We start from the raw sequence: 21,845 nt of genomic DNA, 5'->3' as shown, positions 1-21,845 counted from the left end.
AGGCGAACATGGAAATCACAATCAAAATCTTCCGTTATGATCCCGAGAAAGACACGCGCGGCCACTACGAGACCTATGTGGTCGAAGGTGACGAGAATGACCGCGTGTTGGATGTGCTTGAGTTGGTGAAAGGCAAAACCGACGGTTCGCTGGCATTCCGCCGTTCGTGCGCGCATGGCGTGTGTGGTTCGGATGCGATGCGTATCAATGGCCGTAACCATCTGGCATGCAAAACGCTGGTCCGCGATGTCGGCGCGAATATCACCGTGGAGCCTGTGCTTGGCTTGAAAGTGAAAAAAGATTTGATCGTGGATATGGATCCGTTCTTCGATAATTATAAGAAGATGCTTCCCTATTTGATCAACGAAAGCCCGCTGCCCGCCGATGGACGCGAACGCCTGCAAAGCCCAGAAGACCGCGCGCGCTTCGATGAATCAACCAAGTGCATTTTGTGCGCGGCTTGCACCACCTCCTGCCCGTCGTATTGGGCGAATGATGCATATTATGGCCCTGCTGCCATTGTCGCTGCGCACCGTTTTATTTTCGACAGCCGTGATGAAGGCGCTTCCGAACGTTTGCACATCCTGAGCGAGACCGATGGAACAGTCCGCTGTCACACGGCGTATAACTGCACTGAAGCCTGTCCGCGTGATATTAAGATCACAAAGGCCATTGGCGAAGTGAAGATGGCGATGGTAACAGGAAGCTTAAAGTAGTTATTTTATTCAAGATGCTGTACTAATAACAACAGGTCGCTCAATGGCGACCTGTTGTTATTATGGTAACTTCTTAACGAGATGATTGTATAATGTGTTTGGGAAGATCAAATATATTACCCAAATTATTCAGGCGGTGGTGAATGTCCTCCAGCGATAGCCCTCTTTTTTTTGACATCCTGCTCGAAAAACTCACCTATGGCGGCGAAGCCATGGGACGTTTACCTGATGGCCGCGCGGTCTTTGTGCCATTTGGACTGCCGGGCGAAACTGTCCGCGTGCGCTTGACACAAGACAAACAAAACTTCGCGCGCGGAGAACTGCTTGAGGTGTTAACAGCATCTGCTGAAAGAATTGACCCAAAGTGCAAACACTTCGGCAAATGCGGCGGATGCCATTATCAAAACCTATCCTATGAAAATCAATTGCAGGCGAAAACAGAGATCCTGCGTGACCAATTCCAAAGGATCGGGAAAATAGAAAACCCGCCCATTAAAGCAATCGTCCCTTCACCGCTTGAATGGAATTATCGCAATCACGTTCAATTCCATTTGACCGCGGAAGGTAAACTGGGATTTGTAAATTCAAAAGGAAATTCAGTTTTCCCGATTGAAGAATGTCACCTGCCCGAAACAGGCATTGACTCATTCTGGCGCGAACTGCAATTCGAATCCAACAAGGATGTCGAACGGGTTTCCCTGCGGGCGGGACACAACGAAGAATTAATGGTCGTGCTTGAATCTGAAAATTTTGAGACCCCCGAGTTGGAAATCGAAGCGGACGTTTCCGTTGTGCATTTGTTTGACGAACATCCTGTGGTTATTGCGGGACGAGATCATTTTGTTGTCAGCGTTCTTGAAAAAGACTTCCGCGTTTCTGCCGCATCGTTCTTTCAAGTCAACACAAAAATGGCGGAAAAGATGGTCGAACATTTACTCGGCCATTTGCCTGTTTCCCTGTCCACAACTCTGCTTGATGTTTATTGCGGTGCCGGATTATTCAGCAAGTTCTTCGCGCCAACATGCGGACAGGTGATTGGTATTGAAGAATCAGAATCTGCCTGCGAAGATTTCGTATTTAATCTCGACGAATTCGATAATGTCGAATTATATGAAGGCACTGCGGAAGAAGTTCTACCCGGGCTGGCGGGTCGGCTCGATAGTTCCACCTTCGTCATTGTTGACCCGCCGCGCGCGGGGATTGAACGGCACGCATTGGACGCGATCATCAGCATCAAGCCGCAGATCATCGCTTATGTATCCTGCGATCCATCCACACTTGCGCGTGACGCGGCGCGCTTGATCAACGGCGGCTATCGTTTGGCGGAAGTGACCCCATTCGATCTTTTCCCGCAAACCTATCACATTGAATCGATCTCAATTTTTGAAAGTATGTAAATGTTCAAGCCTCTTGGCGATTCTGCTTTGCTTGTCCAACTCGGCGACAAAATAGACTCTGCCATCAATCAACGCGTCCACGCGCTCAACGCGCTTTTACAAACAAAAAACATCGCTGGCATTATTGAGACTGTCCCCGCATATTGCACGCTGCTCATTCACTACGATCCATTAATTTTGACATTTAATCAGGTCACATCTTGGGTGCGGGACAATCTGACTCAGGTGGATGATTCTCTTAATAGGAAGCCGCGCCAACTTGAAGTCCCGACCAGATACGGCGGCGCATCCGGTCCTGACCTGGAAACTGTCGCAGTCTCGAGGGGCATTTCTATCGCTGATGTGATCCGCATCCACAGCGAGCATGAGTACATTGTGTATATGATTGGATTCACACCGGGATTCCCATATCTTGGCACGCTCGATCAACGTCTCATCATGCCGCGAATTGAAACGCCGCGCATGCTCGTAAAAGCTGGGACAGTTGCCATTGCCGGTTCGCAGACGGGAATCTATCCGCTTGATTCGCCCGGCGGCTGGCATCTCATCGGCTGGACTTCACTGATATTATTTGACCCAACCAGTAATTCACCATTTCTATTCGCCCCCGGCGACATTATTAAATTTATACCCATTGGGGAAGATCATGCTTGAAGTCCTGGATGTTTCTGGTCTGGTCACATTCCAGGATTCCGGCAGGCATGGCTTTGCAAGTTATGGCGTGCCAACTTCAGGTTCAATGGATTGGTTTGCATATCAAGCCGCGAATTCATTGGTGGGAAATTCTGTCAACGCCACTGTGATCGAAATTGGGTTGGGAGAAGCGGTCTTTCGTGCAAAACGGAATTGCATTTTGGCAGTGACCGGCGCGGGATTTGAAGTATTGAATTACGTGTGGACATTCCCATTGTGGACTTCATTCTTCGTGCGCGCAGGCTGGGTTGTGCATGTCAAAAAGACCAGCGGCGGTAACTGGGCATATCTCGCAGCCGCCGGCGGATTTGAAGTTGAGACGGTTTTAAATTCAAGTTCCACATATTTGCGCGGCGGGCTTGGAGACTCAATCCATGCGGGAGATATTTTGCAAACAGGAAAACCTTCCAACGAATTATTGAAACTTGCGGCGCGAAATTTTCCCGTTGAAAAATATATGGCTTACAGCCAGTCGCCTGTGATTGAAGTAATTCCGGGTCCACAAAAGGAAAGGTTTACTGAAGAAGGGCTTCTAACCTTTCTAAATAGTGAATATACCTTGAGCGCCTCGTTTGACCGCATGGGCTATAGACTGGATGGAAGCCCCATACAACACAGCGCTGGCGCGGACTTGATCTCGGAAGGGATGATGATGGGGAGTATACAGGTCCCTGCAAATGGTCAGCCCATTATCATGATGGCAGATTCTCCGACAACGGGAGGCTATCCAAAAATTGCATGTGTTGTGAAAACGAGCCTGCCGCTGCTGGCACAATGCGAGTCGGGCGTGAGTAAGATAAGGTTTAAAGAGACCACGGTGGAAGAAGCGCAGAACAAGTATCGGGAATTACGCACGGAGCGCGGACTTCAGTCCGCTGTTTAGGTGCAGACTGAAGTCCGCGCTCCGCAGGGAAAATATGATGAAAATAGACCTCAATTGCGACCTCGGCGAAGGCATCGGCAATGATGAAGCCATCATGCCGCATATCACATCCGCCAACATCGCCTGTGGATTCCACGCGGGCGATGAAAATATAATGCAAGCCACGGTGAAACTGGCAAAGCGGTATGGTGTGAATATCGGCGCACATCCAGGTTGGAATGATAAACAAAACTTTGGCAGGCTTGAAATGAATGTCCCTGGAGAGGAAGTTGAAGCGATCGTTTTTAAACAAATAAATAGTCTGGCTCAAATTGCAAAAGCCGAAGGAGCTACGTTGACGCATGTTAAACCGCATGGGGCTTTATATAATCAAGCGGCCACAGATCGCAGATTGGCAGATGCCATTGCGCGGGCGGTAAAAAGATTCAGCGCAGAGTTGATCCTTATCGGGCTGGCAGGCTCGGGGTTGTGCGAAGCGGGTCTCGAAGCGGGTCTCAAAGTCGCAAGCGAAGGATTCCCGGACCGCGCGTACAATCCTGACGGCACATTAAAGTCGCGCAGTAAACCAGGTGCGGTAATTGAATCGCCGGAAGATGTGGCGAAAAATGCGGTGAAGTTGGTCGGGGATGGAATAATGTTCGGAGAACGACGGGTGTTTGTAGATACGTTATGCTTACATGGCGATAACAAACGCGCAGCAGAAAATGCAATTCTGCTGCGCGAAGTATTGACGAACAATGGAATTGAAATTGCGCGATTATAAAGTGACGGTCACCTCACAGGCGACCGTCACTTTATTTTATTACCCTTCCGCAATGACGATCAATTTATCATCCGTGGTAAATGTAATTTTTTCCGCTTTCTTCGGATTGGTGTGAATGCCGTAGGATTTTTCGGAATCATGGCTCTCATTGATCAGGCGATAGCCAAGAGCGGTCTCACCGCGCCTTCGGGCAGCTTCGACAACTGTATAGAAATTAATGGACTGACCTGTAACCACATAATCCCCGATCGGCTTGAGGTATATCTCCGCACCTTCGGGATCGAAGACATCATTGAATACTCCCAGTAATTCCGCATTCTCCGAGAGCTGCGCCATCATCAAACTGATGAGGTGCTCGCTGACGATGAAGTCATCCACTTTGGCGGCTTCGGCAAGTTCGCGGTTGCGCAGGTCAAGCATCTCGCTTACGATCGAGAATGGGGTCGCGTCACGCTCGGCAATGTCACGCAGGTGCAGCAGCGTGACCAGGGTGATCGCGTCCGCTTCCTGCGGCTCGAGGTGACTGTACGCCAGCACGATGACATGGTCGTATTCCGCGGCTTCAAGTTTTTCAAGCAATTCACGATTGCGAATGTCGCCTTGCTGTACTGTAACTTTTTGGTTTACAAGTTTTCCGGTTTCCAGCAGGAGTTGATGCTCGAGGTCCTCGATATCAGCGACCACTGTTACCTGCGAACCTTTTGGAACATAATTATCCAGTTCGCGGATGATGATGGCTGCGGAACGATTCCAGCCGAGGATGAGCGCTTTTTCAGCCTTGGAACCAGATGTTTTCTTGTTGATCTGGATCAGCTTTTCGTCGAGCGGGATGCGTGAAAGTCCGGAAAGAATAATTTTGTCATCATCTTCCGCGAGGGCAAATATCTGGTCGCCGGACTCAATGCGTGTGTCCATCGAGGGACTCATCGCGACCGTTCCATCCGCTTTGCGAATGCCCATCACTGTGGATGATTCGTAGGCGAGCAAGGCCTCGCCATAGGTCTTGCCGGCAAGCGCGGGTTCCTGTTTGAAATAGATCTCATCGCCTCCAAAATTCATCAACTCGGTGTAGACAAGGGAGAGGCCGCTTTGACGGGACGTCTGCGCAACCACGCGCGCGATCAGTTCGTTGGTAAGGATCGGCTGAACGGTATCCTTTGCACTGATCATCTTGACCACGTCCATATTTTTCGGGTTGCGGATCTGCGTGACGATGTGATACGGTTCCGCGTGGCGGTTTGGATTATTGGTGATCGCCAGTACGGATTTGATGACATGCGTATCAGGGTCCGCGCCTTCTGCGAGAACGATAATGGAGCGCGCGCTATGCGGGCTCGCGATCTCAAGATCGGTCAGGTCGATCGGGCTTCCTGAACGGCAGATGACTTTTGTGTTTTTCGTATCCGGAATGCGCTCATTGATGGCGTCTTCCATCTCGACCTTGTCTTCATCTGCCAGGACAACGATGACCGCCCCGCTTTTGCGGCTCTCGTTGGCGAGGACGATCTCGGAAATGATGGTGAACACCTGCGGTGTCCAGCCGAGAATGACCGTGTGATCGTTTTCAAGGACCTGCGAGCGTCCTTTGCGAAGTTCGTCCATTTTATCTTCAATGCTGTTATTAATAATACCGATCAGCGCGCTGACAACAAAAACGCCCCCAAATGTAACGATCAGCATCATGAAAAGGAAGAACGGGCTGCCTGAATCGCCGCCCATCGTTCCCGAGTCCAATGTGCGCAGCAGGCTCATCCAGGCTACTCCAAAAAAACCCACTCCCTCAGGAGCGCTGTTGGTGATCTTGACCAGCGCCGCCGCGATAAAGATGATCAATGCGGATAAAACGAATAACCCTGTGAGCATCGCGCCTGATCCACGCGCCATATAATTATCGAACCAATATTGAAACCGTTGTTTAAAGCTGTATGTTTTCATTTCTTCTCCTCGCACTTTTGATATGGCTCCATTATAAGAGGTTATACTTCGAAAATAATCAAAAACTTTACTTGCAATCTATTTGCATCTTTAAATCAAAAAGCAATGCAAGTTAAGAAGACTATAATCTTTACCAGGTAACATCGATATACCATACCGAGTCTACTCAATGCCGCAATTGTATATTTTGGAAAGTGAGGTAAACCATGTTCTCATTCGAAGGTTTTGACCGCCGCAAGGAAGAAGACCGTATCCGTTCCGAGGGACGGCTGCCCCCCGGACAGTCATTGACGTTAAAGTTCCCCGTTCTTCACTATGGACCTGTGCCGTCGTTCAACGCCGCCACATGGGATCTGCGCGTATGGGGCGAGGTGGAAGAGGAAAAACGCTGGTCGTGGGCTGAGTTCAATCAACTGCCGCGCACCACCATAAAGATGGATATCCATTGTGTGACGCGCTGGAGCAAGGCCGACACAACCTGGGAAGGTGTTTCTGTCAAAACGATGGTGGAGAATGGACTGATCAAGATCAAGCCGAGCGCGACTCATGTGATGCAGCACGCCGAATACGGATTCACGGTCAACCTGCCGCTGGAAGTTGTTCTGCAGGATAATTTTTTGCTCGCCACCCATTTGGACGGCGAGCCGATCACAGCCGATCACGGCTATCCGTTGCGCGGAATGGTTGGGTTCATCCCTGCCAAAAAGGATTTGGAAACCCCATATCTTTGGAAGGGCGCAAAGTGGCTGCGATCCCTGGAATTCATGCCGCGTGACAAGCGTGGATTTTGGGAGCAGGCCGGTTATCATAACCGCGCGGATATCTGGCGCGAAGAGCGTTTTGGATGATTTTATTCGCTTCTGCATTCAAGGATTTTTTCTGAAAAAGCGTAGCGACCTGTTTATAAAGAGGAAGGATGGCGTAAGTTATCTTTCCTCTTTTCCTAATCCTGCTTTTAGTAAAAAACGGTATCATCAATAAATCTCTTTGCTTCAAAGGAAAATTATGATGGAAAATAAATCAAATAGCACGTTGATCATAATAATAGGGATAGCCGCTGCGTTATGCTGTATCTGTGTGCTGGTGGCCGGCATAGGCGGGTATGGATACTACATATACACCCAGACAGCTCAAATAACAGGCGACGACCCCTTTTTACCCATTATTGAAGAAGTGCTTACCCCCACGAGTGTGCCGGAGGTCGTGCGCCCGCCCGCTGATACGATCTCAAATGAAACGCTGACCACCATTGAGCAAAGCCTGGTCCCGGAAAATGATCCGTATGAACTCGCCTGTCGTCTGCAGGGATTATGCGATATCCCAACCACCGTGGAAACAAAATTGTATCAGGTTGGAGACGCCGAAAAATTCTGGGTCATGAACTCGGACACACAGGAGCACCGTCAGATGGATGCCACCCTGCGCTACGTCACCGACCACACCTATTTCTGGGTGGAGAATGGGACAGATGTGAACGAGAACGATATGAAGGCTTTGATGGATACGTTTGAAAAGGAGATCTATCCAAAAGACCGCGAGTTCTTCGGCAGTGAATGGACGCCGGGGGTGGATGGGGATCCGCATATCTTTGTGTTATACGCGAATGATATTGGCGGGAACATTGCCGGGTATTACAACTCGTCTGATCAGTTCAATCCCATCGTTAAAAAATATTCCAACGGACACGAGTCCTTTGTGATCGGCACCACCCAGGATCTTGGCGATGAATATACCTATTCCACGCTGGCACATGAATTCGTGCACATGATCCAATTCCCATCCGACCGCAACGATGTCAGCTGGTTGTCGGAAGGGTTTGCTGAAGTGGGCGCGTTCATCAATGGCTATGGCGTTGGTTCTGCAGATTATTTATATATTCAGAACCCCGACCTGCAATTGAATACCTGGGAGGATAGTTCTTCGCCTGATTTTTCCGCACATTATGGCGAGAGCTTCCTTTTTTTGACCTATTTCCTCGACCGTTTTGGAGAAACAGCTTCGAAGGCGCTGACCAGCAACCCTGAAAATGACCTGACCAGCATAGACGATACCCTCTCCGACCTGAATATCACCGATCCCGCGACGGGCAAACCGATCACAGCCGATGATTTCTTCATCGATTGGGCAGTGACCAACTTCCTCCTGGACGGCTCGGTCGGTGATGGGCGTTATATCTATAACAATTATCCCGAAGCGCCGCGTGCCTCCGCCACTGAAACGATCACAGATTGTCCACAGTCCACACTCACCCGTGATGTCCATCAATATGGCGTGGATTACATCGCCATCGAATGTGCGGGCGATTACACACTATCGTTCACAGGTTCCACGGTCACAGGCTTGCTGCCCACCGACCCATCTTCCGGAAAGTACGCGTTCTGGTCAAACAAAGGCGATGAGTCGGATATGACCTTGACAAAAGAATTTGACTTCACCAACCTCAGCGCCCCGATCAGCATGTCATTTCAAACCTGGTACGACATCGAAGAGAACTGGGATTACCTGTATCTCGAAGTCTCAGAAGACGGCGAAGTATGGCAGATCATCAAGACTCCCTCAGGCACAGACTACAACCCTTCCGGTAACGCCTATGGCTGGGGGTATACCGGCGCAACCAATGGCTGGATCGAAGAGACCGTGGACCTTTCACAATATGCCGGCAAGAAGATCTCTGTCCGCTTTGAATATATTACCGACGCGGCGATCAACGGCGCCGGGCTTTTAGTGGATGACATCTCGCTTGAGGCGGCAGGCTACAATTCCGATTTTGAATCGGATGACGGCGGCTGGGCGGCTGAGGGATTCGTGCGAGTCGAAAACGTTCTTCCTCAAACCTTTAGATTGGCCCTGCTCCTGACCGCTGATTCAAGCGTGAAGATGATCCCGCTCGCCGAAAACCAGACGGCAGAGATCCAACTCTCTTTGAAACCCGGTGATACAGCCTATCTGGTGGTGACCGGCACAACCCGTTTCACGCGTGAACACGCCGGGTATCAGATCGAAATTCGATAATTGCGTTTATAAAGCGTAACGTCTCCGCACATTACACTTAAATATTTGTGAGGTACACATGTCAACAGCACCAACATCTCAAATTCTTGCTCTCACCGAAATGGTGAATTACCAGGACGGCGCGGTGGTCAGCCGCCAGATCACCAAAGCGGAAGCCGGCAACGTGACTCTCTTTGCGTTCGATACGGATCAAGGCTTAAGCGAACACACCGCGCCCTTCGATGCGCTCGTCCACATTTTGGAAGGCGCAGCGTTGGTGACGATCTCCGGCAAACCATTCGAGTTGAAAGCCGGTGATGTGATCATCATGCCCGCCAATGAACCGCATGCGTTGAAGGCCGCGCAGAAATTCAAGATGCTTTTGACCATGATCCGCGCGTAAAGCATCATCATGCTTTCTCTGCCGTTGAACCGCAAAGAAAATTGTTAAGATATTAACAATACCAATTCACAGCTCCTGTCTTATAATTTCTGCACACCACTATGTCGCCTACAAAAAGATTGGACGGAAAACGAAAGACGATTGCCGTACTTGGCGCGCAGCTAAGCCGCCTGGCTGACTCGGAATTTATGACCGGTGTTCTGGAATCAGCCAAAACCCACGATACGAATGTGATCTATTTTGTGGGCGGCAAACCTGCAGCCCTGACCGCACACGGTATGGACAGGCAATCTTACGGCTTGTATGACCTGATCAAGCCAGAGCAGTTCGATGGCGTGCTGCTCACTGCGGACATGGGTCACGATACCTCCGCAGATGAAATCAGGAATTTTTGCAGCCTTTTTGCGCCCGCGCCTGTCGCTTCCTTTGCGATACAGGCGGAGGGCGTATCTTCTTTTATGGCGGATAATACCGGCGGGATGCGTTCCATCATCCGCCACCTGATCGAAGCGCATGCATATCAACGCATTGCCTTCGTGCGTGGTCCCAGGGGACATTTGGAGTCTGACCTGCGTTTTAACGCCTATCTGGATGAACTCAAGACACACGATATCCCATTCGAAGAACAATTTGTTATGGAGGGAGATCACACAGTAGAGAGCGGACGCGCGGCTGTGCGTACCTTGCTTGATGAACGCGGTATTCAGGTGCAAGCCATCGCGGCATCCAATGACCGCATGGCATTTGGCGTTATGGAGGCTTTGCAGCAGCGCGGCATTCACGTCCCGGACAAAATAGCATTAACCGGTTTTGATGATGTAAAAGAATCCCAATTACTGGGTGTGCCGCTGACCACCGTGCATCAATCCTTTATCGAGGCAGGCAGACAGGCTTTCGGCGCGTTATTGAATCGAATGAACGGTGTGCAGGTGAACGATATTAATATTCTGCCGGTGCAATTGATCGTGCGTTGGTCGTGCGGATGTTTGCCGGAGAATGTGCAAAGAGCGGTCGTCCTCCCGAAAGAGGTCTCGCATACCGGACGGCTTGAGAACAAAAGGGATACCGCCATCTACGCCTTGTTCGGAGCGGCGGGTATCCTGGAGAACGATCCTCTCAAGGATCAATACCGCGACGTATTTGGCCGCGCCTGGGATGTGTTCCTCGCGAGTTTGCGCGACACAGACAGGAGCAACGCCTTTATGAAAGCCGTGCAATCCATGGTGGAGGTATTGCAGGATAACGGGTTTGATTCAGCCACCTGGCACAATGTGATCTCGACGTTCAGGAAATATGCGCTGGGGGGCATCACCAGCACCACTACAATGCTGCGGGCGGAAAATCTCTTTCAGCAGGCGCGTTTGTTGGTGGGAGAACTGTCGCAGCGCGCGCAGGCCTATCGCCGCCTGCAGTTCGAGCGGCGCGAAGAAGCGCTTAACAACTTCAGTTTCTCAATGGCTCCGGCCATGTCGCTTGAAGAGATCGGGAGTGCCATCTCAAAGAATTTCCCGCTGCTGGGATTCAAACGCTGGTATGTCATGTTTTACAGTGATGTCAGCGCGCCGGGCTCGATCTCCTCGCCGCCGCCTGAAAGTTACAAACTGCTGCTGCAGTACGATGAAAACAAATTTGGCATCCCAAAGGAAAAGCGTTCGCTTGCCACTGGCGGTTTGGTGCCGCGTGGAAAGACTCCGGAAGACCACCGCTATGACGCGGTCGTCATGCCGTTGACCCTGGCGAGCAACCGTTTTGGGTTCATGTGGGCTGAAATGGGTCCGGCCGATTGGGATATTTATGTTCGTTTGAAGAATCTGCTTTCCAGCGCGCTGCTGCGGACGATGCTTGTCCAGCAGCGTGAACAGGCCAAGAAGGAAGTGGAGCGCCTGCTGAACGAAGCGCGTGAACGCGCGGTGGAACTTGCGCGCGCGCGCGATGCGGCGGAAAAAGCCGCGGCGAAGAACGAAAAACTTTATGAGTCTGAGCAGGCGCGGCGGCGGGGGGCGGAAGCGCTGGCTCGTTCGTCGCGTCAGTTGTCGTCGCTGACCACGATCGAGAAACTGCCGCAGCAGATCCTTGAACAACTGCAGGCAGTCCTGCCTTACGACCGCGGACTCTTGTTCATCGAGGATGTCAACAACAGACCGCAAATCCACGCGCATCACGGGTTTGAGGTGGATGCGGATCTTTCAGGTTTTTTCCTGAAGGTCAATCAACTTGATTTTTACAAGACGGTCGCCCGCAAGGGAGAGACGCTGCTCGTCAAAGATTCAAAAGTAGTGGAGGGCTGGGAACAACCCGCATGGCTGCCCAAAGACCGGTCCTGGCTGGGTGTGCCCCTGTATTCGAAGAGCAAGGTGATCGGTTTGTTGCTGCTCAGCCGAGCGCTGAACTCGTTCAATGACGATGACGGATTGATGGCAACCACCTTTGCGATGCAGGCGATCGTTGCGCTGGAGAACGCCCGTTTATATAACGAGGTCACCAGCATCAATCAGATGATGGAACGCATGGTCTCCCAACGGGTGGAAGAGTTGAACGCCGCCTATAAGAATCTGGCAAAGCACGACCAGAATAAATCCGTGTTCATTCAGGTGGCTGCGCATGAATTGCGCACCCCGCTGACCGTGGTGCTGGGTTATCTTGGCATGCTGCAGATCGACCCGCTCGTTCAAAACAACCCCGCGCTGTCACAGGCGGTCGAAGGCGTCTTGCAGGGCAGCAACCGCTTGCAGCAGATCGTCACCAGTATGCTGGATGTGGCGCGTCTCGACAGCCAGTCCATCACCCCGCATACTGAGTCTGTCAATTTGAGCCTGATCCTGCGGCTGATCCATAAGGATTTCATGGAAGATCTCGCGAACCGCGGGCAGACCTTGAGCATGGAGGATGCCATTCGCGACATCCCCCCGCTGATGGCTGATTCTGACCTGCTGAAGAAGGCGCTTGAACATATCATTATCAATGCGATCAAGTTCACGCCTGACGGCGGCTCGATCCATGTGTCTGCCTGTGTGGTGGATGATCCGCACCTTGGCGGCTGTGTAGAGATCCGCGTGAAGGATAGCGGTATCGGCATTGACGCGGAGCATCATAAGATCATTTTTGAGAAGTTATATCAACTGGGCAAGGTGGAGTTGCACTCGTCCAGCCGCACCAGTTACAAGGGCGGCGGCGCCGGGCTTGGCCTTGCGATCGCCTCCGGCATCGTCAAAGCGCTGCACGGCAGCCTTTGGGTGGAAAGTGAAGGACAGGATGAGGAAAGGTTCCCGGGCAGCACGTTCTTTATACGGATTCCCCTGGTGAAGTAAAAGTAGAGATCATTCTTCTGGAACAAGAACGGGATAACGAATTCGCTGTCCCGTTCTTGTTTTGATCAATCTGTTGTCGAAAATTCGACCTTCAAAAGTTCGCGCGCGCTACTTTTCTGAAATGAACATTCCGTATTCCTTTGGAATCAGGCAGGGATGGCGCTGCCGCTCATCGGTGGGCGGCTATGAGACGGCTTTTGAAAACCATAGTTTTTCGGAGACGCAAACAAATCCTAAGGCAATTGCCAGTCTCTGCATGGCGATGTTTTCACTGCTTGTACCGAGCCTGGCTGTGTTCGCGCCCGCATTTTTAAGGGCGATTAAGCCTGCGGAAGTTATTGCCTTACCCAGTCCGATTCCTAGATATGACGGATGGGTGCCAATGGGATCGGTCGTGCCAATTTTTTTCTCAGGATCATCAAAACCGCAGACACAAAAAGCAGCCAATTCATTGTTTGGAGCAACTGCAACCAAATCCATTTCCTGAATATATTGCGGCGTGCTCATCATCGCCAAGCGGTATTCTATGGTCATATTATTTGTCCCAAAGGCGGCTCGATGCAAGGCAACGAGTTGCCATGCTTCGTCCCTGCCTTTTACGCAACGAATTGAAAAGCCTGCTGGAAGTGGTTGTTCGGCAATTTGTTTATTGAGAGGGCGTGAATATTGTAGAGAGCGAACTGGTTCGAGGATAAATCCATGTTTTTCCAGAGTGCTGATGCGGCGGCTATTATCGGCGTTACAGGTGCAATCCAATGTAGTGTCTGCGCTTATTTCAACGATGCGTCTTTTTCTACAAAGAACTCCCCACTCGATAATTTCAGTTTCCAACTCGTCAAGCAGGGGAAATTCCGTTTCGGTATCAAACCATAAATTGTTGTATTCGTCCATGAATGCGAAACCAACGATTTTATTATCCTGTTTCCAGATTCGAGTCGTTTCCCTGGTCGATGACAGCAATATTTGTTCGTCAAAATCAACGATCGTTGATCTGGAGGCAATTCGCCCCATTAGTTCTCTCATCGCCTGAACGTCATTGTCATCGAACAGTATTGAACTTTCCATAAATGAGCTCCGATCTTTAGACGCAACTATTCGCCAGTACGCATGGATTGCCCTTCTGAATCATTGGATTTTATCGGTAATTAGAAAAACCGTTTACTGATGATGTGATGATGTAACGCGCCGCACAACTGGAAGTATGTTAAGGCGTAGGAACCTGCTTGATTCGAAGCGACAGTCCCCTTCAGGCTCCCCACTTTGCAGTAGGAAGTCTGAATTTACTTATAAGCTGAAAATCCATGACGAAGTTAATAATATTGATTTGAATTATCGAAACAATAATCAAGACACTACAATTGGTCTATTGGCGTATCTGTTCCTTTTGTTTTGTTTGCGCAACCCGTGCAAAGATATTCACGCCGCCTGCAATCAGGCTGAACATAAAGAACAACCAAAATAACGGGATCAGAAAGAAAGGCTCGTGCAGCATGCCTTGCGCGTCAACTTCTGAACCAATCATGTTGAACGCGATCATGCAAACCACAGCCCCAAGAAATAGAAGAACTCCCAGCCAGAATGAAACTCGAATTATTTTATTCATTTTTTTCTTTGCTCCTTTTTCGCCATGGATTTTTACAAAGATAAAGCCATGGCGCTTTCAAGAGCTTGCAAAGACTATCTGGATCGTGACTCTTCAATCGCGATATGCTCATTTTCGTTGTGCAAGGAACTGTACAATGGTTTGCCCTATCCACTTAAATTCCATACAACTTCCGATGTCCCCCATACTCAACGCACGGCCCCGCCCTGCGACCTGCGTTCACAGCTCGCCCTCGGTTAATGCCGCCTGGGAAGTCTTGGAATGATGAAGGGGACTTCCCGCTTGTATCTCAGGTACGCTTCGCCGAACCTTTCGGCTAATTCCTTCTCCTCAAGCAGTTTGAGATAGAGCACCAGCAACGTACCAAAACAAAGCGCGATGCCGATGCCTGCAATGGTTCCAGCATGGACCGCAATACCCAGATAGGCTGTGACGGTCCCGAGGGTCATCGGGTTGCGGCAATAGCGGAACGGACCTCCTACAAGCAGTTTCTGAGTGGGTAACATTGGCAAAGGCGTTCCGCCTGCCCGCGAAAATTGATCATAGATCGACCAAAGGGCGAAGGAGAACCCCAAGACCATCAATATTCCACCGAGGATGTGGTTGATCGTGCCGAGATCAAGGTCAGGCAAGCCAAACTGTCGGTCGATGGACGCAGCGCCGTTGGTGATGGCGAGCGGAAGCAGATACAAAAATAGCATGCCCGCGGGGATGAGCGCCAATATTCTTCCTGTCTCAGTTTGTTTCTTTTTTGCCCATTTGGAGTAAAGTGACATATCTCGCTCCTTGGTTTTTCTTTCATTAAGATGATATGTCAATTCCCTTGTTGTTTCATGTGTCATTTGTAATGAAAAACTCCCGCCGGCCTTTCGAGGCAAGCGGAAGTTTGAAAAATTTAACGTTTGCATTTGGGGCGGGTGTAGATTCTGCTTCGGAACAGAGAAAACCCGAAGCCACGCGTGTACACGAAATGCCTGTTCAGTGTCGGGTGCGCCGCGCGGGGCAGACATTTCGCATGGCGGCGCAATCGGGGAAGCAGGCGGATTGCGCATTTGGAGCGATGTATCGGCGCTTGTGGGCCAGGTTGGGACCATCGCAGGCGATTGTGCGTGTGGTCTATCGTATGTTGAAATACAAAGTGGAATATGACCCGTCGAGTGTCAACGAATATCAAAAACAGTATAAGGAGCAGCAGATCAAGTATATGAAGAAGAAATCGGCGAAGTTCGGCCCCAGCGTGAATGTGAAAAGTTGGGATGAGACAAGGCGTCCTCGTGGCGAAGACGCTTTGTTTTCGTTTAACGAGACTCGTTTTTGAAACGCTTGATACGATTTTGAATATCTGAGACAACACCCTTAATTTCTGTAAAATCGGTTTCGTTCACGTATTTGGACAACTCACTTAACAATGGTTTCATATCGGGTTGATAATAATGAAGCAATGTAGCAATATCGTTTTCGTAAATTCCAACTCTTGCGAAGTTGCCTTGCCGATACATAGAAGGCAAAGCGTATAGTTTCAACAATAATAGACCTTCAACTGTTGCCAAGGGGATGTTGCGGTCAAGAAATCTTTGTACTTTTGAATACTCACTGTGAACTTTCTTGAACAATGGATTCTGAGTGAGCAAGACATCAATTTCTAGTTCGTTGTATTTCGCTCGAACAAAATACATATCTTGACTGGAAACTTTGAGTTCGGGTAACTTTTCCAGCGATTCAACAGCCATAAGTAAATCTAAATCTTGGGTATTTCGTCCTTCGACATAATGAAGGATGGCAATTCCCCCGACGAGAACGTAATCAATCTTGCGTTGCTCTAGTACAGTGAAAAAATCTTGAACAGACTGGATTAAAGAATCAGAATTCATTGTGCCACCTAGCCAGTTTTTGACGTTGAAAACAACGGCATTGCGAATAACAGCACCGATTTGAACGCTACTCTGAATAGTCATTGTAAATATCCTGTGGCAAGTGTAGCATAAAACTGACGCTGGGCGAAGAATCGTGCGGGGCAGGCCACGCAAAGCGTGGCGGCGCAATCCGTGAAGCAGGCGGACTGTCCGTTTGGGATGATGTATCGGATGTTGAAATACAAAGTGGAATATGATCCGTTGAGTGTGAATAAGTATCAGAAGCAGTACGAGGAACAACAAGTCAAATACATGCAGAAGAAAGCTGCGAAGTTAGGCTTCCAGCTCATCCTGGTATAACTAGGTATAGATGAAAAAAAGAGGCGTCCTCTTGAGAGAACGCCCGCTATGCGTCTAATCACTTGCGTGCTTTTTCGAATTTTGCCTGACGATTTGTGTATCTTTACCTGGAGAAGCGCATCTGAAGATTATTGCAGGACGCTCGTGATGATATGGTTTCTGAGTACGCTGTGTTACCCCGCATTTCGTACACGGAGGCCCATTCTTCATCATTGCTGCCTTCCTCGCCACGACAGTTATTTGGTGGACGGTTGTCATTGCCATCGCTGGAGTTGCCGTTGCCATCACCTTCTTGTTTGCAAATATCTGAAAGACATCCCACCTAATACAGAAATGGAAATAACCGTTTTGATGTATGGCGGCGCAGGGGCCATACCTGTTTATATTGCTCTGCAAAATCCCTTTCCATGTTTTTGATGCGATGGATGAAGCCGACAGTCAGTGGGATCAATAATACCAGTCCGACCCAGGAACGGAATGCGAGCGCAAACCCTAGGCAGTAGATGATGAGGCAAAGCAGGCCAGGATGACGAATAAATTTATAAGGACCATCAAATAGGAGTGCAGGGTCGATCTGTACGCGTGCGGTCTCTTTGCGCAGATGATTGACCCACGTAAGATTAGCCCATACCGAAAGCACCGCACCGGCCAGATAAATACCCAGCCCTGCCCATCGCACAGGCGGGTTTTCCGCCCAAGCTAAAATATTGCGCCTGTCGCCATAGGCGGCAAGTATGAAAATAAAATGATACATATCAATCTGCCAGTGTGTCAAATCAATCGGGTGTTCATGTCTGGGTTGTGGCGGCATAATATAGACCAGCCATGCACCAAAAAGTGCCTGTAGCATGACCGTGATCGCAAAAGACATGCGGACTTGATTGGTTTTTCCAAGTGCGCCCAGTATGGGGTCAAGATAGTTTTCTGTCGTCTTCGTTTATATTCTGGAGGCTGCTCATTCGCCAAATTCTTCCTCACTTTTTCTCTGCCAATGCGAAGCGAACAACTGATCGCACGTATGCTAAGTCCTCTCTGCTTCAATTGATGAATTTCTTCAAATTGCGCTTGACGCTTTTCACGCATTTGTTGACGTTGCTTTTCGTAGCCAGTCAGCGAAATATTCTGTTCTGAACTTACTGGCAGGTCTTTTTTTGCGGGTTTTTCAGCTTCTGTTCCCTTTCCAATTGTTTTTCTGAATGCTGCCTGTAAGTCCTTATACCTGCGATTTAGTGTCCGCTCAATTGTCTCCACAAGATTATGAAGTAAGTGCCAGCGGTCCGCCACCTGAATAGCACTGGCCGCGCCTTGATTTATTGCTTCTATATAAATGGGAGAGCGGTCCCGAGTGACGATCTCCACACCCGGATGCTCCAGCAACCACTTCTTGACTGTATCTACAGTACGATCTGGCAGTAGATCCACGGGGCGGTGGGTTTCCAGATCGATCAGGATGGTTCCATACGAATGTCCTCGCCGAAATGCCCAATCGTCAATCCCCAGTTTCTTCGGGGTTGGCTTTTCCAGGATCGGTGCGATTCGGACGAGACGAATCAATGTGTCTGGACTGGTGGGTAATGCCAGTTTATGAACGATCTTTGATCCACCTTCACCTCCAGCAACAAAACCAACCTCGCGTTGTGAATTCAACATGCGGTTTGTACGCCGCGCATATGATTCAATGCTTCCAGGCATGCGTTCTGTAAATGTACATTTATAACAGGATGGTGTATCACAGAAAAAACGCCGAACACAAACATGCAAAATAACCGAAAGATCTGCCATGGGCAGATCTTGAATTGTTCGGCTGTAATGGCTGTGGATTCTGTCAGAGATTCTGTGGCAGTCTGGGCATTTTGCACCCCCGCCTTTCGTCCGAACTTCCAAATTCAAAACCTTATTTTGATCGAGTGAATACGATATCAATTCGAACATTGCTGGATTTGGCAGGAGGATAGGGTGCATTTATAACAACTCCAATCGCGAAGTTTATGTTACCCCACATCCTACTCTCCTTTCACGTAATTTGCGGGAGACCCCATTTTCGCTTGCAAAAACATAAAATCCGAAACAGGCACCACCATTGATCAATGAGGTGACAAATGATAGCGTCAGGCGGGCAAAAAAATAAATTGATGAGTGGGGATGGATAAATGACCCTTTGAGCGTGAAAAGTCGATTATTTTGGATTGGACGGACAAATGGGGGTGTTTTGGTTTGTGTCTCGGCCTAGACTTTGCTTGGCTTCCAGTCAATTGCATTTTTCACTGCAACCATAGCAGACAATCCAATGAGCCATAATGCCTGGCTTATATCCTCAATAAAACCTATCGCGGAAAACATAAGCCCGAAACTTACAAGGAAAAATAAAAATACTACCAAAGAACTTAATGACCTTGAATTTCTAATGTTTTTAACCTTTTGCGCAAAACTTGATTGACCATCAAACAATAGTGATTTGAAAGGAAAGCTTTGATAGTGATCATTCGCAGTTATTGGGAATATCAACAATCCAAAAAACTGGGCAATTGAAATAGAACCGACAAGACTTAATATCCAATTTTCTTTAATGCTCAACCAAAATATTAAACCATAAGAGATAAGTGTCAGAGAAACTATTCCTGCAAACACTTCAAGCCATAAATGGGCACGTTTTCCCAAGAAAATAGAAACATAAATCGCCAAAGACAAAGGGAGTAAAAGGATAAGAATGGAAATTAAGTTCATACTTTGTTCACTATGACGTTGACTGCCCAACTATGATTTAACCAGCGGAATCTGTGTATAAGACCCCGTTTTGGGTGGTTATACAGAAATATTTCTGTATAAGAGCCTATATACGAATTATAAGTCACCAAACCAAAAAAAGGCAATAAAATGACAGAATCAACTTCCATCCCAAAAGAGAAAAAACTCCTCGAACAATATAGTGACGCCTTGCGCCTCAAACAGTATTCCCCGCGCACCGAAAAAACCTATATCCTTTGGACAAGATCGTACATTCTTTTCCACAACAAACGCCACCCCAAAGAAATGGGAACACTTGAAATTCGTCAATTTATCACTCACCTTGTCACAGAGAAAAAAGTTTCCGCATCCACGCAGAATCAAGCTCTCAGCGCAATTCTTTTCCTTTACCGCCATGTGCTCCATGTTCAATTGGATGAATTGGAATTAAATGCGATCCGCCCGCAAAGGGCAAAATCACTCCCGGTTGTTTTATCAAAAGAAGAGGCCAGGGCTGTAATTCTTAAAATGTCAGGAGTTCCACAACTTGTTACCCAGATCATGTATGGCGGCGGACTTCGCATCATGGAGGTCATGCGCCTGCGAGTCAAAGATATTGATTTTGCAAATCGTCAGATCATTGTCCGCGATGGAAAAGGAGAGAATGATCGGTTTACGATTCTCCCTGATAGCTTGATCGAACCTTTGAAGATACATTTACAACAAGTTAGGCATACGCACGAGATCGATCTATCAAAAGGATTTGGTTCTGTTTACTTGCCTTTTGCTCTGGAGCGTAAATATCCAAATGCTGATAAGGAATGGATCTGGCAATACGTTTTTCCCGCAACATCCTTATTCAAAGACAAAAAATCTGGGATTACCCGTCGTCATCATCTTCATGAAACCGTCATACAAAAATCCATAAAAGAAGCCGCTCATCTCGCAAAAATTGACAAACGGGTTACGCCGCATACATTCAGACATAGTTTTGCTACTCATTTACTCCAGAACGGCTACGACATCCGTACCATCCAGGAACTTCTTGGTCACAAAGATGTCAAGACCACCATGATCTACACCCATGTGCTTCAGCGCGGCGGACTCGCCGTCAAATCTCCCCTCGATTCCTGACCTTCACGCGGAGCGTTCATTCTCCATCTTTTCCCTCGCGCCGAATTATTCGTTGTGCAGGTTATTTACACGCTCGCGCAAATAAAAAAGACCGTTGAAAAAATCAACGGTCTTTCAATGTTTTACACCACGCTCTCTGCCACCGTCTTCCCATATGCCAGCAGCGCCTTGACCATTTCCATGCTTCTGCCTTCGGCGTACACGCGCAAGACAGGCTCCGTGCCGGACGGGCGGATCAACAGCCACGAGTCGTCTGCCATGATGTACTTCACGCCGTCGCGTTGACTGACCTCGTCCACGTTCTGACCGCCGATCTCCTTCGGCGCTTTCTGGGTCAGGAACTCCGTCATTTCGGCCTTGGCGATCGGGCGGCTCAGGCGCAGGTCCGCGCGTTCGTACAGGGCGGGTCCCACGTCCGCGAGCAAATCCTCCACCATCTCATACAGCGACTTCTTCGAAGCGGCGATCATCTCGACCAATAGCAAGCCCATGATGGGACCGTCGCCTTCGGGGATGTGTCCCTTGAACGAAATGCCGCCCGACTCCTCGCCGCCGATCAGCACATCTTCCTTCATCATATAATCGGCGATGTGATTGAATCCCACGGGCGTTTCATATAACTTCAAGCCGTAGCGTTTGGCGAGACGGTCGATCATGCGGGTGGTGGATACCGTCCGAACGACCGCGCCTGTCATGCCGCGATTCTCCACCAAATACTTCAGCGACAGCGCCATGATCTTATGCGGGTCGACGAAATTCCCGCGCTCATCCATCGCGCCGATGCGGTCAGCGTCACCATCTGTCACCACGCCAAAATTGCCCATGCCCGAACTGACCGCGCTCGCCAGCGGACCGAGATATTTGGCGATCGGTTCTGGATGCACGCCGCCGAAGCCGGGATTCATCTCGCCGCGGATCTCGGCGATCTCACAGCCAGTGCCCTGCAAAAAGGATTTGATCACGCCACGCCCCGAGCCGTACATCGCATCCACCACAAAACGCTGGGGGTTGTCCGCGATGATGTCGGTGCGGATCAGTTTGTTCAGGTGCTCGAAATACGCCGTCAATGGATTGAACTTCTG

The 21,845-nt window shown here is 49.3% G+C and carries 21 protein-coding genes; 12 read left to right on the top strand and 9 right to left on the bottom strand.

Translation table 11 applies throughout. The features are described from left to right. Window positions 1-8: 8 nt before the first annotated feature. The 5 genes from IPL17_RS05115 (at window position 9) to IPL17_RS05095 (ending at window position 4,452) form a co-directional block, all read left to right on the top strand. Window positions 9-716, top strand: a complete 708-nt coding sequence (locus IPL17_RS05115; protein ID WP_345305997.1) for a succinate dehydrogenase iron-sulfur subunit — start codon at window positions 9-11, stop codon at window positions 714-716. 143 nt (window positions 717-859) lie between these two features. Then, window positions 860-2,113, top strand: a complete 1,254-nt coding sequence (locus IPL17_RS05110; RefSeq protein WP_345305996.1) for a class I SAM-dependent RNA methyltransferase — start codon at window positions 860-862, stop codon at window positions 2,111-2,113. Then, entirely contained in the window at window positions 2,114-2,767 is a 654-nt protein-coding gene (gene pxpB / locus IPL17_RS05105) for a 5-oxoprolinase subunit PxpB (protein WP_345305995.1), read from the top strand. Then, complete coding sequence (locus IPL17_RS05100) at window positions 2,760-3,689, top strand: biotin-dependent carboxyltransferase family protein (protein WP_345305994.1); 930 nt, start codon at window positions 2,760-2,762, stop codon at window positions 3,687-3,689. The genes pxpB and IPL17_RS05100 overlap by 8 nt, the downstream gene beginning before the upstream one ends. A 37-nt stretch (window positions 3,690-3,726) precedes the next feature. Beyond that, the gene (locus IPL17_RS05095; protein ID WP_345305993.1) at window positions 3,727-4,452 is read left to right on the top strand and encodes a 5-oxoprolinase subunit PxpA; all 726 of its coding nucleotides are present in this window, start codon (window positions 3,727-3,729) and stop codon (window positions 4,450-4,452) included. 39 nt (window positions 4,453-4,491) lie between these two features. Here IPL17_RS05095 and IPL17_RS05090 read toward each other — a convergent pair whose 3' ends face one another. Continuing rightward, window positions 4,492-6,387 carry an NAD-binding protein gene (locus tag IPL17_RS05090; RefSeq protein WP_345305992.1) on the bottom strand — a complete coding sequence of 632 codons (1,896 nt, stop codon included), beginning with the start codon at window positions 6,385-6,387 and terminating at the stop codon, window positions 4,492-4,494. A 206-nt stretch (window positions 6,388-6,593) separates the two neighbouring features. On the opposite strand from IPL17_RS05090, the gene IPL17_RS05085 reads away from it, so the two are divergent. The 4 genes from IPL17_RS05085 (at window position 6,594) to IPL17_RS05070 (ending at window position 13,089) form a co-directional block, all read left to right on the top strand. Beyond that, complete coding sequence (locus tag IPL17_RS05085) at window positions 6,594-7,235, top strand: molybdopterin-dependent oxidoreductase (RefSeq protein WP_345305991.1); 642 nt, start codon at window positions 6,594-6,596, stop codon at window positions 7,233-7,235. A 160-nt stretch (window positions 7,236-7,395) separates the two neighbouring features. After that, window positions 7,396-9,399, top strand: a complete 2,004-nt coding sequence (locus IPL17_RS05080; RefSeq protein ID WP_345305990.1) for a hypothetical protein — start codon at window positions 7,396-7,398, stop codon at window positions 9,397-9,399. Window positions 9,400-9,457: 58 nt separating this feature from the next. Then, on the top strand, window positions 9,458-9,781 hold the full coding sequence (locus IPL17_RS05075) for a cupin domain-containing protein (RefSeq protein ID WP_345305989.1): 324 nt from the start codon (window positions 9,458-9,460) through the stop codon (window positions 9,779-9,781). A gap of 101 nt (window positions 9,782-9,882) precedes the next feature. Next, window positions 9,883-13,089, top strand: a complete 3,207-nt coding sequence (locus tag IPL17_RS05070) for a substrate-binding domain-containing protein (protein ID WP_345305988.1) — start codon at window positions 9,883-9,885, stop codon at window positions 13,087-13,089. 183 nt (window positions 13,090-13,272) lie between these two features. On the opposite strand, the gene IPL17_RS05065 is transcribed toward IPL17_RS05070, so the two are convergent. The 3 genes from IPL17_RS05065 to IPL17_RS05055 all read right to left on the bottom strand — a co-directional run bounded on the left by IPL17_RS05065 (window position 13,273) and on the right by IPL17_RS05055 (window position 15,468). Beyond that, entirely contained in the window at window positions 13,273-14,154 is an 882-nt protein-coding gene (locus tag IPL17_RS05065; protein WP_345305987.1) for a GNAT family N-acetyltransferase, read from the bottom strand. A gap of 298 nt (window positions 14,155-14,452) precedes the next feature. After that, window positions 14,453-14,692 carry a DUF3955 domain-containing protein gene (locus tag IPL17_RS05060; RefSeq protein ID WP_345305986.1) on the bottom strand — a complete coding sequence of 80 codons (240 nt, stop codon included), beginning with the start codon at window positions 14,690-14,692 and terminating at the stop codon, window positions 14,453-14,455. Between the two features lie 236 nt (window positions 14,693-14,928). Continuing rightward, window positions 14,929-15,468 carry an isoprenylcysteine carboxylmethyltransferase family protein gene (locus tag IPL17_RS05055; RefSeq protein ID WP_345305985.1) on the bottom strand — a complete coding sequence of 180 codons (540 nt, stop codon included), beginning with the start codon at window positions 15,466-15,468 and terminating at the stop codon, window positions 14,929-14,931. A 71-nt stretch (window positions 15,469-15,539) separates the two neighbouring features. Between IPL17_RS05055 and IPL17_RS05050 the strand changes: the two genes are divergently transcribed. Then, window positions 15,540-16,010, top strand: a complete 471-nt coding sequence (locus IPL17_RS05050) for a hypothetical protein (RefSeq protein WP_345305984.1) — start codon at window positions 15,540-15,542, stop codon at window positions 16,008-16,010. Here IPL17_RS05050 and IPL17_RS05045 read toward each other — a convergent pair. Continuing rightward, window positions 15,991-16,647: a hypothetical protein gene (locus tag IPL17_RS05045; protein WP_345305983.1), complete on the bottom strand. Its 657-nt coding sequence runs from the start codon at window positions 16,645-16,647 to the stop codon at window positions 15,991-15,993. The genes IPL17_RS05050 and IPL17_RS05045 overlap by 20 nt on opposite strands. Window positions 16,648-16,722: 75 nt before the next feature. Between IPL17_RS05045 and IPL17_RS05040 the strand changes: the two genes are divergently transcribed. Beyond that, a complete protein-coding gene (locus IPL17_RS05040; RefSeq protein WP_345305982.1) occupies window positions 16,723-16,905 on the top strand; it encodes a hypothetical protein in 183 nt (60 codons plus the stop codon). 322 nt (window positions 16,906-17,227) lie between these two features. On the opposite strand, the gene IPL17_RS05035 is transcribed toward IPL17_RS05040, so the two are convergent. The 3 genes from IPL17_RS05035 to IPL17_RS05025 all read right to left on the bottom strand — a co-directional run bounded on the left by IPL17_RS05035 (window position 17,228) and on the right by IPL17_RS05025 (window position 19,629). Then, on the bottom strand, window positions 17,228-17,659 hold the full coding sequence (locus tag IPL17_RS05035) for a methyltransferase (RefSeq protein ID WP_345305981.1): 432 nt from the start codon (window positions 17,657-17,659) through the stop codon (window positions 17,228-17,230). A 17-nt stretch (window positions 17,660-17,676) separates the two neighbouring features. Further along, entirely contained in the window at window positions 17,677-18,837 is a 1,161-nt protein-coding gene (locus tag IPL17_RS05030) for an ISL3 family transposase (protein WP_345306053.1), read from the bottom strand. A gap of 294 nt (window positions 18,838-19,131) precedes the next feature. Next, a complete protein-coding gene (locus tag IPL17_RS05025; protein WP_345305980.1) occupies window positions 19,132-19,629 on the bottom strand; it encodes a hypothetical protein in 498 nt (165 codons plus the stop codon). A gap of 150 nt (window positions 19,630-19,779) precedes the next feature. On the opposite strand from IPL17_RS05025, the gene IPL17_RS05020 reads away from it, so the two are divergent. Further along, window positions 19,780-20,763 carry an integron integrase gene (locus tag IPL17_RS05020; RefSeq protein ID WP_345305979.1) on the top strand — a complete coding sequence of 328 codons (984 nt, stop codon included), beginning with the start codon at window positions 19,780-19,782 and terminating at the stop codon, window positions 20,761-20,763. A gap of 122 nt (window positions 20,764-20,885) precedes the next feature. Here IPL17_RS05020 and IPL17_RS05015 read toward each other — a convergent pair whose 3' ends face one another. After that, on the bottom strand, window positions 20,886-21,830 hold the full coding sequence (locus tag IPL17_RS05015) for a hypothetical protein (protein WP_345306052.1): 945 nt from the start codon (window positions 21,828-21,830) through the stop codon (window positions 20,886-20,888). Between the last annotated feature and the right edge of the window lie 15 nt (window positions 21,831-21,845).

The organism is Candidatus Villigracilis saccharophilus, assembly GCF_016711665.1.
This window is presented reverse-complemented; position numbering and strand designations above follow the sequence as displayed.